We start from the raw sequence: 12,755 nt of genomic DNA on the forward strand, positions 1-12,755 counted from the left end.
GAATATGGCTTTTTCAGATATCTACCGCGTTTCGGGGTCAGCGATGACGGCACAAACCGTCCGTCTTAACACCATCGCCAGTAACCTCGCCAACGCGGAAACCGCCTCCGCCACGGAAACGGGCACTTATAAAGCCCGCCGCCCGGTGTTCGCCGCCGTTTATGCGAATGACGAGCTGATGAACGACCGCGCGCTGACCGGTGCTCGTGTGCAGGTCATGGACGTTGTGGAAACCGGCAATGCGGTACAGCGCTATGAGCCAAACAACCCGATGGCGAGCGCCGACGGTTACGTTTACTACCCAGACGTCAACGTGGTGGAAGAGATGGCGGACATGATGTCGGCTTCACGCGGTTTCGAAACCAACGTGGAAGTTCTTAACAGTATTAAAAGTATGCAGCAAAGCCTGCTGCGACTCGGAGAAGCGTAAGCATGAACGTAGACACGTCGTACAACGACAGCCGTAACGGCAGTACTCCCGGTGGCGTGGCGAGCAACAATACCGCCTCTGGCATGAACACCATGTTTATGCAGCTGTTGGTGGCACAGATTCAGAACCAGGACCCGCTCAACCCGACCGACGGTACGGAATACGTGAGCCAACTGGCGCAGCTGACGCAGGTGCAGTCGATGGAAACCATGTCGCAGTTGATGGCGAACAGCTCCGTGCTGATGGACAACCTGCAAACGCTGACCACCGGCAATCTGGTGGGGCAGCACGTTATGGTGCAGACCAACTCTATTGAAAGCGACGGTGAAACTTCACTGGATGGCCGCCTGACGCTGGAGCATCCCGCCAATGTGGTGACGGTTATCGTGAAAGATTCGGCGGGCGTTGAACACAAAATTGAGCTGGGCAAACAGGAAGCGGGCCAGATTGATTTCAACATTGACCCGAAAGAGCTGGGCCTGAGCGAAGGCAAATACACCCTGAGCGTTGTGACGGATACCGGTGAAGAGAATGTGCCGCTTGAAATTGGCGGCGTGGTCAACAACGTGCGTATCCCGCTCGATGGCAGCCCAACCGTTCTGAACATCGACGGTATTGGCGAAATTGCCTACAACAACATTACCCAGTTTGGCTCTGCCGCAAAGAATAAAGCCTGAAGCGAATCAGGCAGTTAATTTAACAGGAATGATTTTATGAGTTTTAGTATTGCCACTTCCGGCCTGAACGCCGTTACCGAACAGCTGAATGCGATTTCTAACAATATTGCCAACTCCGGCACTGTGGGCTTTAAATCAGGCCGCGCTGAGTTCTCCGCGCTGTACGCAGAAAGCCAGCCGCTGGGCGTGGGCGTTTCCGCGATTACCCAGAGCATCACCAAAGGGGGAAGCATCTCTTCTACCGGTACTGCGCTGGACTTAGCTATCAACGGTAACGGCTTCTTTATGGTGCGTGATAGCGCCGGTACGACGGCGTACACCCGCGCGGGCTACTTTGGCACGGACAGCGGCGGCAATCTGGTGAACAACCTGGGCATGTATTTGCAGGGTTATCCGGTTGATGCCAACGGCACATTGCAGGTCGGGACTATCAGCAATCTGACTATCAGCAGCGGTTCTATCCCGGCGAAAGCGACCGAAAGCATCGACTTTACCGCCAACCTCGATGCGCGTGCGGAAGTTCCGGCAACCACGCCGTTCGACCCGAAAGATAACACCACTTATAACAACTCCTACACCACGCAGGTTTACGATTCACTGGGTCGTGAACACACCATGAACCAGTACTTCGTGAAAACCGGCGATAACACCTGGGAAGTGCATTACTACATGGATGACAAGCCGGTGACTGACGCCAGCGGTAACGCGCAGGTGCAGAATATGACCTTTAATAGCCAGGGTATTCTGACTCAGCCAAGCGGCGCGGTTCCGGTAACGGCGACCATTCCAGGCGCAGACCCTATCACTATCGATCTGACCTACAACAACACCAGCCAGTACGGTTCTGACTTCTCGGTCAGCAAAAACAAAGGCGACGGCTATGCCTCCGGCGAACGTACCGGCCAGGCCATTGATGAAGACGGCAGCGTATACGCCACTTTCTCTAACGGCGAGCGCCTGCTGCAAGGCCAACTGGTCCTGGCAAACTTCACCAACCCGAACGGCCTGTCTTCTCAGGACGGTACGACCTGGGCACAGACCGCAAGCTCCGGCGCACCGCTGACCGGCGCGCCAGGTTCCGGCCTGCTGGGTTCTATTGTCTCTGGCGCGCTGGAATCTTCCAACGTTGACCTGACCTCTGAACTGGTTGGCCTGATGACCGCACAGCGTAACTACCAGGCGAACACCAAAGTTATCAGCACCAACGACAGCATGATGAACGCGCTGTTCCAGGCGGTGTAATGGATCGTTTACTTTTCACTGCCGTCAGTGGCGCAGCGCGGAGCCTGTCACAGCAGGAAATCCACGCCAACAACCTGGCGAACGTCAATACCCAGGGGTTCCGTAGCGATCTCGACAACGCGCTCACGCAACAGGTTAACGGTGAGGGTTATGCCTCCCGTTACCTGGCGCAGCCGACTCAGGGCGGCGTTGATATGGCTCCAGGCGCGGTACGTGAAACCGGTCGCGACCTGGATATCGCCGTGAAGGGTGATGGGCTGATTACGCTGCGTAGCGGCAACCGCGAAGTGTATACCCGTAATGGTCAGATTGATGTTAACGCCGACGGTGAGCTGTCGGTAAACGGCCTGCCGCTGGAAGGCGACAATGGTCCGATCATTCTGCCGCCGTTCTCGTCAGTCTCTATTGGCGAAGATGGGGTTATCACCATCGTACCTGACGACGGCGATATTGCCGCACCGATGGACGTTGACCGCGTCAAGCTGGTGAACATTCCTGCCAGCGAGCTGAGCAAAAACGACGCAGGTTTCCTGGTGACCAACGCGACGGTCAACCCCCGTGATGAAGACGTGACGGTTGCCTCCGGGCACCTGGAAGCCGCCAACGTGTCGGCCATCAATGAGATGGTCTCCAGCATTGCGCTTAACCGTCAGTTTGAAGCGCAGATCAAAATGATGAAGGCCGCAGAAGATCTTGCGACCGCTGGTAACCGCCTGATTCGCGGTAGCTGATAACAAAATTTAGGAGCACAGATGAATCCCGCTTTATGGATCAGTAAGACTGGCTTAGCGGCGCAAGACGCCAAAATGACCGCCATTTCCAACAACCTGGCGAACGTTAACACCACCAGTTTTAAACGCGACCGCACGATGTTTGCCGATCTGTTCTATCAGAATCAGCGCACGCCGGGCGGCCAGCTTGACCAGAACAACGTCTCCCCGACGGGTATCCAGTACGGTACGGGCGTGAAGATTGTCGGTACGCAGAAAGAGTTCACCGTCGGCAGCATCCAGAACACCGGGCAGAGCCTTGATGTGGCTATCTCTGGTCAGGGTTTCTTCCAGGTTGAAACCGCGACGGGCGATATCGCGTATACCCGCGCCGGTAATCTGCAAAAAACGCCGGAAGGCGTGCTGACCAATGCGCAGGGTCTGCCGCTGATCCCACAGATTGAGCTGCCGGACAACGTTAAAGATGTCCAGATTGGCAAAGACGGCACGGTGACTGCCACGGTGGCGGGTGAAGCCGAACCGGTTGAACTGGGCCAGATTACGCTGGTGAACTTTGTCAATCCCGCCGGTCTGGAAGCCATCGGCGGCAACCTGTATCGCGAAACCGGTGCGAGCGGTGAAGCGGTGGAAGGTGTGCCGGGCGAGGAGGCGTTTGGTCAACTGGAGCAGGGTTCTCTCGAAGGTTCCAACGTGCAGGTCGTTGAAGAGATGGTCGATATGATCACCGTTCAGCGCGCCTATGAAATGAACGCCAAAATGGTTTCTGCTGCCGATGACATGCTGAAGTTTGTCACGCAGTCGATGTAATAAAGTGAAAGAGATGAAAAAGCAGGTAGCAGTAGGTTTGCTGGTGCTGGCGCTGGCGGGCTGTGAAAGCCCGGCCATGCTGGTGCAAAAAGACGATGCGGCGTATGCGCCGCCGGAAGATTTCGCCATGCCGGAAACGAAAGTGCGCGGCGGCGGCGTGTACAACAGCGGGTATAACTGGTCGTTGATTCAAGACCGTCGTGCGTACCGTATCGGCGATATCTTGACCGTCAAACTGGATGAATCCACCCAGGCGAGCAAGCAGGCGCGTACCAACTTCGGCAAGAAGAACGACGTGTCGCTTGGCGTACCGGAAGCGTTTGGTCATTCCATCGATAAACTGTCGGGTTCGATAGACGGCAGCCGTAACTTTAACGGTAGCGCGACATCGCAACAGCAAAACAGCCTGCGCGGAGCTATCACCGTGGCGGTCTACAAAGTGTTGCCTAACGGCGTGCTGGCGATTCGCGGTGAAAAATGGCTCACCCTCAACCAGGGGGACGAGTACATGCGCGTGACCGGATTAGTACGTGCGGATGACATCGAACGCGACAACTCTATTTCGTCACAGCGTATTGCCAACGCGCGTATTTCCTACGCCGGACGCGGTGCGTTGAGCGACTCGAATGCGGCAGGTTGGTTGGTGCGCTTCTTTAACCACCCACTGTTCCCAATGTAATGGAGGCCATGATGCTTAAACGGGTTCTGTTTCTGCTGTGCCTCTGGAGCGTTGGCGCGGTGGCGCAACCACTGCGTGATGTCGTGGATATCCAGGGTGTACGTGGTAACCAGCTAATTGGTTACAGCCTGGTCGTCGGTCTGGACGGCACGGGCGATAAAAACCAGGTGAAATTCACCAGCCAGTCGGTCACCAATATGCTGCGCCAGTTCGGCGTACAGCTACCGACCAAAATCGACCCGAAAGTGAAGAACGTCGCGGCCGTTGCCATCAGCGCAACGCTGCCGCCGGGCTACTCCATGGGGCAAAGTATTGATGTCACCGTATCGTCTATCGGTGATGCGAAAAGCCTGCGCGGCGGTACGCTGCTGCTGACCCAACTGCGCGGGGCTGACGGTGAAGTGTATGCGCTGGCGCAGGGCAACGTGGTCGTAGGCGGCATGAAAGCGGAAGGCAACAGCGGTTCCAGCGTGACGGTAAACACCCCAACCGTGGGCCGTGTGCCGAACGGTGGCTCGGTAGAGCGTGAAATCTCCAGCGATTTCCAGCAAGAGCCAATGGTCATGCTGAACCTGAAACGCCCAAGCTTTAAAACCGCCAATACCGTGGCGGTGGCGCTGAACAATGCCTTCGGCGCAGGCACAGCCACGGCGCAAAGCGCGACCAACGTCGCGGTGCGTGCACCGATGGGCGCAGGCGCGCGCGTGGCGTTTATGTCGGCGCTGGAAGACGTGCAGATTAATGCCGGCAAACAACCGCCGCGCGTAGTGTTTAACGCCCGTACCGGTACGGTAGTGATTGGCGATGGCGTAATAGTCCGCGCGGCAGCCGTCTCCCACGGCAACCTGACGGTCACTATTCGCGAGTCGTCTAACGTCAGCCAGCCGAACGCATTCGGCCAGGGGCAAACCGTTGTAACGCCGCAGAGCGATGTGAGCGTGAACCGTGGGCACGGACAAATGGTGACCATCGCCGCAGGCACGAACCTGCGTAGCATCGTCAATACCCTGAACAGCCTGGGCGCTTCCCCGGACGATACGATGGCCATCCTGCAAGCGCTGCATGAAGCGGGTGCGATGGATGCTGAACTGGTGGTGATGTAATGGTCAACGCAATTAACCGACAAACTCCCATTCTGCCCGGTGATTTCACCGGGCAGGTGAAAGCACAAAACCTTGAGCAGGCCGCCGAGCAGTTTGAAGCCCTGATGCTGCGCTCGATGCTGTCGCAGATGCGTAAAGCGTCTGATGTGCTGGGCCAGGACAACCCGTTCAACAGCAAGCAGCAGCGGATGATGCGTGATTTCTACGACGACAAAATGGCGTCTGAGCTGGCTTCCCAGCGCAGCACCGGCATTGCGCAGATGATAATCAGCCAGCTTTCACCTCAGGTGCAGGCTCCGCTTAAGAATGAGGCGCAAACGGCCGCTTTACATGGACAACCGCTAGAACTTAAAACGCCCGTCGTTCCCGTGACCCGTAGGGCAGGAGTAAGCCATGAGTATGATTAATAACGCCTTTAGTGGACTACAGGCGGCCCAGTTGGGCATGAACGTGACGTCGATGAATACCGCCAACTACCTGACGTCCGGTTATAGCCGCCAGGGGATTATTCAGAGTGCGATAGGCCCGATGGGGGAGTCCGGCATTTCGGCAGGCAACGGCGTGCGCGTGGACAGTATTCGCCGGATCTCCAGCCAGTATCTGGTAAACCAGGTTTGGCAGACCAACAGCAAGGCGAATTACTATAGTATGGGCAACCAATATATCGGCGCCCTGGAGAAGGTCATCGGAACCGATTCAACCAGCCTGGGGACCGGCCTTGACGATTTCGTGGGTGCGCTGAGCGCCCTGACTCAGCAGCCTGAATCTCAGGCGCTGCGTCAGCAGTTGCTGAACCAGGCGAATACACTGGCGACGCGCTTTAACAGCATGAACGATTTCATCACCAGCCAGAAAGACTCCATCACCACGCAACGTGGGGCGATGGTAGACCAGATTAATACCCTGAGCAGCGGGATTGCCGACTACAACAAGAAAATTGTTGAGATGGACTCGACCGGCGGCAACAGCAGCGTGCTGCGCGACCAGCGCGATGAACTGGTAAAGCAGCTTAGCTCGATGACCGACGTCAAAGTGACCGACGATAGCGGCGGTTACACGGTGGCATTAAGCAACGGTCAGCCGCTGGTGAGCGGGAAAATCGCCGGGCAGTTGAATGCCAGTAAAGACAGCAACGGTAACACCACGTTGACGCTGAAGTTTTCAACCAGTGAGTTCTCGCTTAACCCGTCAATGGGCGGTCAGTTGGGCGCGCTGTACGATTACGAAGAAGGCACGCTAAAGCAGATGACCGAGTCTGTACAGGGGATGGCGCAAGCCGTCGCTGACTTGTTCAACGATCAGTTGGGCAAAGGCTACGACCTGAACGGCAATCTGGGCAAACCGCTGTTCAACTTTGACCCATCGAATCCGGCGGGAATGCTTCAGGTGAACGACCTTTCGCCAGACGAAATCGCGCTGTCTGGTGATCCAAACGAACCGGGCAACGGCGATAACCTGAACGCCCTGATTGAACTGAAAAATCAGAAAACCAATATCCCTGGCCTCGGCAATATGAGCCTGAGCGAAGGCGCGGCGGCGATTATCTCGACCATCGGTATCGCCAGTAAGCAGAGCCAGACGGAAATGGAAGCGGCGGTATCGGTTAGCTCGCAGGCTCAGAACCAGCGCGACAACCTGAGTGCGGTAAACCAGGACGAAGAGGCGATTAACCTGCAAGTTTATATGCAGGCGTATCAGTCAAACATGAAGGTTATCGCCGCCGGTAATCAGATTTTCAGCGATCTGCTGGGTATTTTTTAAGCGCCATCAGGATATCTAACGTATGCGTATTAGTAGCCTTTACAACTCAAACGCCATGCTGGCGCAATTAGGGATTAACGGATCTCGTGTCGGGAAGCTGATGGAGCAACTCTCGACGCAAAAACGCGTTAACGTCCCGTCTGATGATCCGGTCGCCGCGAGCCGTCTGGTGCAGTTGGGCCGCGAACAGTCGGCCATCAAGCAGTATCAGAGCAACATCACCAGCCTGACTGGCGCACTGTCGGTGCAGGAGTCGCACATTAATGCGCTCAGCAACCAGGTACTGTCGGTGAGCGATAAGCTTAAGCTTGCGAACAACAGCACTCTGAGCCAGAAAGATCAGGCCGGTTACGGCGAAGAACTGGAGTCCATGCTGGACTCGCTGGTCGCCACCCTGAACAGCAAAAACGAGAACGGGAGCTACCTGTTTTCCGGCACGCAGACCAACAACAAAACGGTGACGCTGGACGCTAACGGCCAGTATGTGTTTGGCGGCAACAATAATACCCGTGAAACCCAGGTCGCCAACGGCGTGGCTATCAAGGAAAACACCAACGTGACGGGGGCATTCTCCGGCTCCGGCAACGACCTTGAAATGCTGAATAAGCTGAAAGCGTTGAGTGAAAAGATGCAAGACCCAAACGCCAACTACGAAGACTATAAAGACGAGTTGACGGACTTGATTGGTACGACGCAGACGACCAGCGATAACCTGGGCGCGCTGTTTACCGACCTCGGTGGCCGCCAGAACCGCCTGACGCTTATCAATGATGCGCATACTGATGTGAGTTTATCGAACTCGCAGGTTGAAACCGATTTGAACGCGGCAGACTCGGCAACCACCACGATTAATCTGCAACTGTATATGACGTCAATGCAGATTACGAACAAGGCCTACAGTATGGTAAGCCAGCTTAACCTCTTTAGTTTGTTGTAATCCTTATGCAAGTTGGTTTAAAAACAGCATCGTTGACCACTTCCGCCCCAGCGACCACTGGGCGCGGCAGTATTGATGCACCCCAGAGCGTCGGGCGCGTTAATGCGCCCGAGGTCACTTCGACCCGCAACGCCTTCCCGGAAGCGGCACTGCTTTCACGTCGCCCGATGCGCTACAACGTGCAGCTTAATCAGCAACTTACTGCTGTTCAGCAGGCCGATAACTATTTGGCGACGGCGGAAACAAAGCTGTTACAGCTCCGTCAGTCGGCATCGCGCGGCGGGGATGCCAGCGCCCAGGCCAACGCACTGCATAAGCACCTGGCGCGCCGGACACAGCTTTCCGGTGGCACGGTTGACCGCCATTTAACCGTATCGCTGGAGCAGAAAAGTACGGTCAATTTCACCCTGCCGGGCAGCGAGAAATTGCTGAGCCAGCCGGGCGGCGAAACCCTGGTGTTCTCGCTGGGCGGTCGCCAGCGTCAAATGGTTGCCGTGGCGCTGCCGCAAGAAGCTACCCCACGCCAAACGCTGACTCGCCTGAATGTCGGGCTGGGGCGTTTAGGGATCCACGCCAACCAAACGGGCAGTGGACAACTGGTGTTTAGTGTCGATGAAAGCCGTTGGGAGCGCGTTAGCCAGCAGCTTACCGTGCGCGGCGAAGGCAAAAATTTCCCGGCGGATGCTTTTACGCTGTTAGCGCCGCAGGCGGAAAACGCCAGCAGTGACGACATGCTCTCACTGCCCCCGCGCCGTGAGCGCGAAGGGATGATGAAGCTGCAAAATACGCTGGAGCACATCACCACCCAGCGCAGCAAACTGCGCCAGAAACAAGATCGCGTGACGTCGCGTATCAATGATATGGCGACGGTGTATAACCCGAAACAGGCGCTGGAAACCTCGCGCGGTTTGGGCGAAGCGCTGGCTCGCAGCGGCAGTAGCTACAGTTCGCTGTCACAGGCGTTAGGCGCGCAGGCGAATGTGCGCCTGGCGACGGTGAAAAACCTGTTGGGATAAGCGGCTAAACCGGAGCGGGGAACGGCTCCGGTTGGCAGTCAGTTGTGCAGCGGGTAGAGGAAAATCGCCCCGTTTTGCCCGACAACCAGCGACTGTTTGTTGAATGAAATAGGTTCCATCCAGTAGTTGGAGTACATCAGCTGATCGACAAGCCCATCAATAATCAGCCCTTTTTGCTCGGCACTGTAGTAGATAGGCGTGAGGTTAAAGTAAATCCGCCCCTGTTTTTTCTGCGTGGGGGTGAATTTCCCCTTCAGCATAAAACGGTTGTCGTTGGGGTTGGTGATGGTGGTCATCATCACCCCGCGTGTGGATTGCAAACGGACGTCGTAAATCTCTTTTTGCTGCGACATCAGGTCGTAGAAGCCCATCTGAAATCCTCCTTCAACATTGCCGTGCGGCGCGTTGGCGGATGCCGGGTAGAGCTTAAATGCCAACGCACTGAGCGCAACCAACACCATTATCACCACGATCAACAGATTAACTCTCTTTGCAGGTTGCCATTTCATTGAGCTTCCTCCGAGTCTCACGAAGAATAAGGTTGTTCAACTGCACCGTATCGGTACGCCAATGATCAATTGCCATCGCTAGCTGTTTTTCATCGCACTGGCTGGTCAGCATAAAGCTGTAGTTCAGCGATGAATTACTGCTGTGAAAATAGACGTGCATGGAGACTGACTTCATTTTGATCTGCTGGTTAATCGCGTACAGCGAGTCTTTCAGTTTGCTGTAGAGATTGGCCGACATATACTCCGGGTCGCCTGACGTTTCTACCGAATAAAGCTGAATGTTGCTGTAGATGCCTGGCTGAATTTCACGTACGACCTGCCGTTCGCTCTGGCCGCTAAACAGATACCAACTGGTAGCAAAAGTAGCAGCAACGGCGACCAGCAAAATAAGCAAAAAACGGGTGATCCCGCGCGGTGGCGGTGTCGCTATGGCTGGTGGCGTGGTGTGAGTGACCTGCACTATGCGGTGATTTTCAGCGATAACCGACTGTTCTTCGGTTTCGTCCAGCGGCGGCGCGTCATTGAACTCGTCTTCTAAAGCCGCTTCCCCTTCCGGGTCGCTCACTTCATCTTCGTCTTTTTCCACCACGCAGCAGTACTCAGCTTCCAGCAGATAGCCTTTTCGCGGGATGGTTTTAATGATGCGTTGGGTTTTGCCGTCATCTTCCAGCGCAGTACGCAGCGCATGAATGGCGTTGGGCAAGCTGTTGTTACCGATGACCCGGCGTTCCCAGACCAGATTGGTCAGTTCTTCACGCGTGAAGATTTTACCGGCGTCCTGCACCAGGATATCAAGCAGCTTAAGTTGATACTCACCGAGTCGTTTTCGTTCGCCGGTCGTTAAATGGAGAATCGAACCTGACGCAACGTCAACCAGCCAGTTGTTTACAGAACAGTAGCGTTTATTCATCTATATGTTATGGATTCAACCACCCCAGAAATATGGCGACAATCAAACGGGTACTCAACGTCCTCAGAGATTGTCTGATGACATTGTCAACTCCATTTAGAATTCTTAATGAATGCCGCGTGCCTGCGGGAGAGTACGATGGATGTTATTGACTTCCAGGCGAGGTGTTATTTTGCTGTCATAACGGAAGGACTTTCGTTTGCATCTCGCCTCAACAGGAAGGAATAATTTTTTCCTGTGCTCTTTTTACGCGATAAAACTGTGACGTGCAACAGCCTTTTTAACTGTGACGTTGATAAAACGGGCATGATATTTGAATTAAGTTACGAGTATTAGTTAAAAAAAACTGATGTTAATTTGGTGATCGTGTGGTGAATTCGCCGTGTTATTACTGTGATCTAATTGCTTAACGGTATTATTTATAAACAGAGTTAATAAAAACTAAAAAAAAGATTTAATTTTCAGTTTTTTCTGGTCGCTTTATAAAAGGTTTTGCTTCAAGGCCGCAATCTACGAAATATGAATGAGATGTAATTCGGTCAAATTAAGAGGATTTATGGAATAAAGGCAATGAGAATAATAATTGGGATGAAAAATAGAATAAAAAAATTTTTGCCTGCCAGGGGGCATAGCGCGGGCCAGAGATAAAGAAGAAACCGCGTTTCTGCTAAGAAATCGGCTTAACACATCGCAATAACCGCGTTGTTAAGCGTGAAAGAGAGAAAAAATTGTGATTTTTAAATCGTTTCATATCAGATAATTATGATTTTTTTTGGCAAAAAATCCGGCATTTGATACCTGGCGATTTAATCTTTGTTCCTGCCGTGTCGTCTTTACTTATTACAACAACTGAATCACCAGGACAAAATAAGGAATCATTTATGTCTCTCTCTATCTTTACTAACGCATCTTCCATGGCATCCACCAATGCGATGAACAAATCCAACAACCTGCTGTCCACTGCGATGGAACGTCTGGGCACTGGTAAGCGTATCAACTCTGCTGCTGACGATGCGGCTGGTCTGCAAATCGCGACCCGTCTTCAGGGCCAGACCAACGGCATGTCCGTTGCACAGCGTAACATCTCCGACGCGACTGCACTGCTGCAGACCTCTGAAGGTGCGTTCGATGAAGTCAGCAACATCATGTACCGCATGAAAGACCTGGCAACTCAGGCAGCGAACGACACGAACACCGACAAAGACCGCCAGGCGATTGACTCCGAGCTGAATGACCTGAACTCCGAGCTGACCAACATCATGAACAACACCTCTTACGCAGGTGACAAACTGTTCGGTGCTAACGGTAAATTCAAAGGCGAGCTGAACTTCCAGATTGGTTCTTCTACTGACGAAACCATGAAAGTTGACCTGTCTAAAGAGCTGAACGGCGCAAGCGGCAGCCTGATCAACGCCAGCGGCTCGTTTGACAAACTCTCTGCTTCCGGTTCCTTCATTAACGCCAGCGGCTCTATCAGCCTGAAGGATGCTGATTCTGCAAAAGATCTGATGACTGCGCTGGAAGGCACTCTGGATGACGTGGGTGCGGTACGTTCTAAACTGGGTGCGAGCATCAACCGTCTGGGTCACACCGCGGCTAACCTGGCAAACATGAAAGACAACACCGACCTGGCGCTGAGCAACATTCAGGATGCGGATTACGCGACCGAAGCGTCTACCATGTCCCGTAACCAGCTGCTGGCGCAGACCAGCATGTCCATGCTGAAGCAGTCCAACAGCATGTCTGGCATGGTAATGTCCCTGCTGGGCTAATCCATCCCGGATTATGCAGGAAAATAAAACACCGCTGTATGGCGGTGTTTTTGTATCCGGCGTCTCCCTTCCCCTGCCGGAAAAAGCGGAAATATCTATTCCTGCCTTTATTTAAATTCTTAATATTCAATAACTTAAAAGTTGGCACGATAGTTGCTATATCCATTGCATACCGATCATG

14 protein-coding genes are annotated in these 12,755 nt (G+C 54.0%); 12 read left to right on the forward strand and 2 right to left on the reverse strand.

Annotated features, from left to right (window positions below; translation table 11 throughout):
* The first annotated feature begins 4 nt into the window (after nt 1–4).
* The 11 genes from flgC to AC6I4B_RS00415 are packed head-to-tail and all read left to right on the forward strand — an operon-like array spanning nt 5 to nt 9,383.
* The gene (gene flgC, locus AC6I4B_RS00365; protein ID WP_497768654.1) at nt 5–430 is read left to right on the forward strand and encodes a flagellar basal body rod protein FlgC; all 426 of its coding nucleotides are present in this window, start codon (nt 5–7) and stop codon (nt 428–430) included.
* 2 nt (nt 431–432) lie between these two features.
* Entirely contained in the window at nt 433–1,107 is a 675-nt protein-coding gene (gene flgD, locus AC6I4B_RS00370; RefSeq protein ID WP_497768655.1) for a flagellar hook assembly protein FlgD, read from the forward strand.
* 36 nt (nt 1,108–1,143) lie between these two features.
* Nucleotides 1,144–2,349: a flagellar hook protein FlgE gene (flgE, locus tag AC6I4B_RS00375; protein WP_497768656.1), complete on the forward strand. Its 1,206-nt coding sequence runs from the start codon at nt 1,144–1,146 to the stop codon at nt 2,347–2,349.
* Entirely contained in the window at nt 2,349–3,080 is a 732-nt protein-coding gene (locus tag AC6I4B_RS00380) for a flagellar basal body rod protein FlgF (RefSeq protein WP_497768658.1), read from the forward strand. Before flgE ends, AC6I4B_RS00380 begins: the two co-directional genes overlap by 1 nt.
* A gap of 21 nt (nt 3,081–3,101) precedes the next feature.
* On the forward strand, nt 3,102–3,887 hold the full coding sequence (flgG, locus tag AC6I4B_RS00385) for a flagellar basal-body rod protein FlgG (protein WP_497768659.1): 786 nt from the start codon (nt 3,102–3,104) through the stop codon (nt 3,885–3,887).
* A 13-nt stretch (nt 3,888–3,900) separates the two neighbouring features.
* On the forward strand, nt 3,901–4,566 hold the full coding sequence (gene flgH, locus AC6I4B_RS00390) for a flagellar basal body L-ring protein FlgH (RefSeq protein ID WP_497768661.1): 666 nt from the start codon (nt 3,901–3,903) through the stop codon (nt 4,564–4,566).
* Nucleotides 4,566–5,669 carry a flagellar basal body P-ring protein FlgI gene (locus tag AC6I4B_RS00395; RefSeq protein WP_497768662.1) on the forward strand — a complete coding sequence of 368 codons (1,104 nt, stop codon included), beginning with the start codon at nt 4,566–4,568 and terminating at the stop codon, nt 5,667–5,669. Before flgH ends, AC6I4B_RS00395 begins: the two co-directional genes overlap by 1 nt.
* A complete protein-coding gene (locus AC6I4B_RS00400) occupies nt 5,669–6,076 on the forward strand; it encodes a rod-binding protein (RefSeq protein WP_497768664.1) in 408 nt (135 codons plus the stop codon). Before AC6I4B_RS00395 ends, AC6I4B_RS00400 begins: the two co-directional genes overlap by 1 nt.
* Nucleotides 6,063–7,430: a flagellar hook-associated protein FlgK gene (flgK, locus tag AC6I4B_RS00405; protein WP_497768665.1), complete on the forward strand. Its 1,368-nt coding sequence runs from the start codon at nt 6,063–6,065 to the stop codon at nt 7,428–7,430. Before AC6I4B_RS00400 ends, flgK begins: the two co-directional genes overlap by 14 nt.
* Nucleotides 7,431–7,452: 22 nt before the next feature.
* The gene (gene flgL / locus AC6I4B_RS00410; RefSeq protein ID WP_497768667.1) at nt 7,453–8,367 is read left to right on the forward strand and encodes a flagellar hook-associated protein FlgL; all 915 of its coding nucleotides are present in this window, start codon (nt 7,453–7,455) and stop codon (nt 8,365–8,367) included.
* 5 nt (nt 8,368–8,372) lie between these two features.
* Nucleotides 8,373–9,383 carry a hypothetical protein gene (locus AC6I4B_RS00415; RefSeq protein WP_497768669.1) on the forward strand — a complete coding sequence of 337 codons (1,011 nt, stop codon included), beginning with the start codon at nt 8,373–8,375 and terminating at the stop codon, nt 9,381–9,383.
* A 38-nt stretch (nt 9,384–9,421) separates the two neighbouring features.
* On the opposite strand, the gene AC6I4B_RS00420 is transcribed toward AC6I4B_RS00415, so the two are convergent.
* A complete protein-coding gene (locus AC6I4B_RS00420) occupies nt 9,422–9,892 on the reverse strand; it encodes a hypothetical protein (protein WP_497768670.1) in 471 nt (156 codons plus the stop codon).
* Nucleotides 9,864–10,802 carry a winged helix-turn-helix domain-containing protein gene (locus AC6I4B_RS00425; protein ID WP_497768672.1) on the reverse strand — a complete coding sequence of 313 codons (939 nt, stop codon included), beginning with the start codon at nt 10,800–10,802 and terminating at the stop codon, nt 9,864–9,866. Before AC6I4B_RS00425 ends, AC6I4B_RS00420 begins: the two co-directional genes overlap by 29 nt.
* An 881-nt stretch (nt 10,803–11,683) precedes the next feature.
* Between AC6I4B_RS00425 and AC6I4B_RS00430 the strand changes: the two genes are divergently transcribed.
* A complete protein-coding gene (locus AC6I4B_RS00430; protein ID WP_497768673.1) occupies nt 11,684–12,574 on the forward strand; it encodes a flagellin N-terminal helical domain-containing protein in 891 nt (296 codons plus the stop codon).
* Nucleotides 12,575–12,755 lie beyond the last annotated feature (181 nt).

The organism is Kluyvera fluvialis (assembly GCF_059725275.1).

Coding starts and splice junctions, on each gene's coding strand:
- flgG (WP_497768659.1), top strand. CDS start 3,102: ATGAATCCCGCTTTATGGATCAGTAAGACTGGCTTAGCGGCGCAAGAC.
- flgK (WP_497768665.1), top strand. CDS start 6,063: ATGAGTATGATTAATAACGCCTTTAGTGGACTACAGGCGGCCCAGTTG.
- AC6I4B_RS00415 (WP_497768669.1), top strand. CDS start 8,373: ATGCAAGTTGGTTTAAAAACAGCATCGTTGACCACTTCCGCCCCAGCG.
- AC6I4B_RS00400 (WP_497768664.1), top strand. CDS start 5,669: ATGGTCAACGCAATTAACCGACAAACTCCCATTCTGCCCGGTGATTTC.
- flgH (WP_497768661.1), top strand. CDS start 3,901: ATGAAAAAGCAGGTAGCAGTAGGTTTGCTGGTGCTGGCGCTGGCGGGC.
- AC6I4B_RS00395 (WP_497768662.1), top strand. CDS start 4,566: ATGGAGGCCATGATGCTTAAACGGGTTCTGTTTCTGCTGTGCCTCTGG.
- flgL (WP_497768667.1), top strand. CDS start 7,453: ATGCGTATTAGTAGCCTTTACAACTCAAACGCCATGCTGGCGCAATTA.
- AC6I4B_RS00430 (WP_497768673.1), top strand. CDS start 11,684: ATGTCTCTCTCTATCTTTACTAACGCATCTTCCATGGCATCCACCAAT.
- flgC (WP_497768654.1), top strand. CDS start 5: ATGGCTTTTTCAGATATCTACCGCGTTTCGGGGTCAGCGATGACGGCA.
- AC6I4B_RS00425 (WP_497768672.1), bottom strand. CDS start 10,802: ATGAATAAACGCTACTGTTCTGTAAACAACTGGCTGGTTGACGTTGCG.
- AC6I4B_RS00420 (WP_497768670.1), bottom strand. CDS start 9,892: ATGAAATGGCAACCTGCAAAGAGAGTTAATCTGTTGATCGTGGTGATA.
- flgD (WP_497768655.1), top strand. CDS start 433: ATGAACGTAGACACGTCGTACAACGACAGCCGTAACGGCAGTACTCCC.
- flgE (WP_497768656.1), top strand. CDS start 1,144: ATGAGTTTTAGTATTGCCACTTCCGGCCTGAACGCCGTTACCGAACAG.
- AC6I4B_RS00380 (WP_497768658.1), top strand. CDS start 2,349: ATGGATCGTTTACTTTTCACTGCCGTCAGTGGCGCAGCGCGGAGCCTG.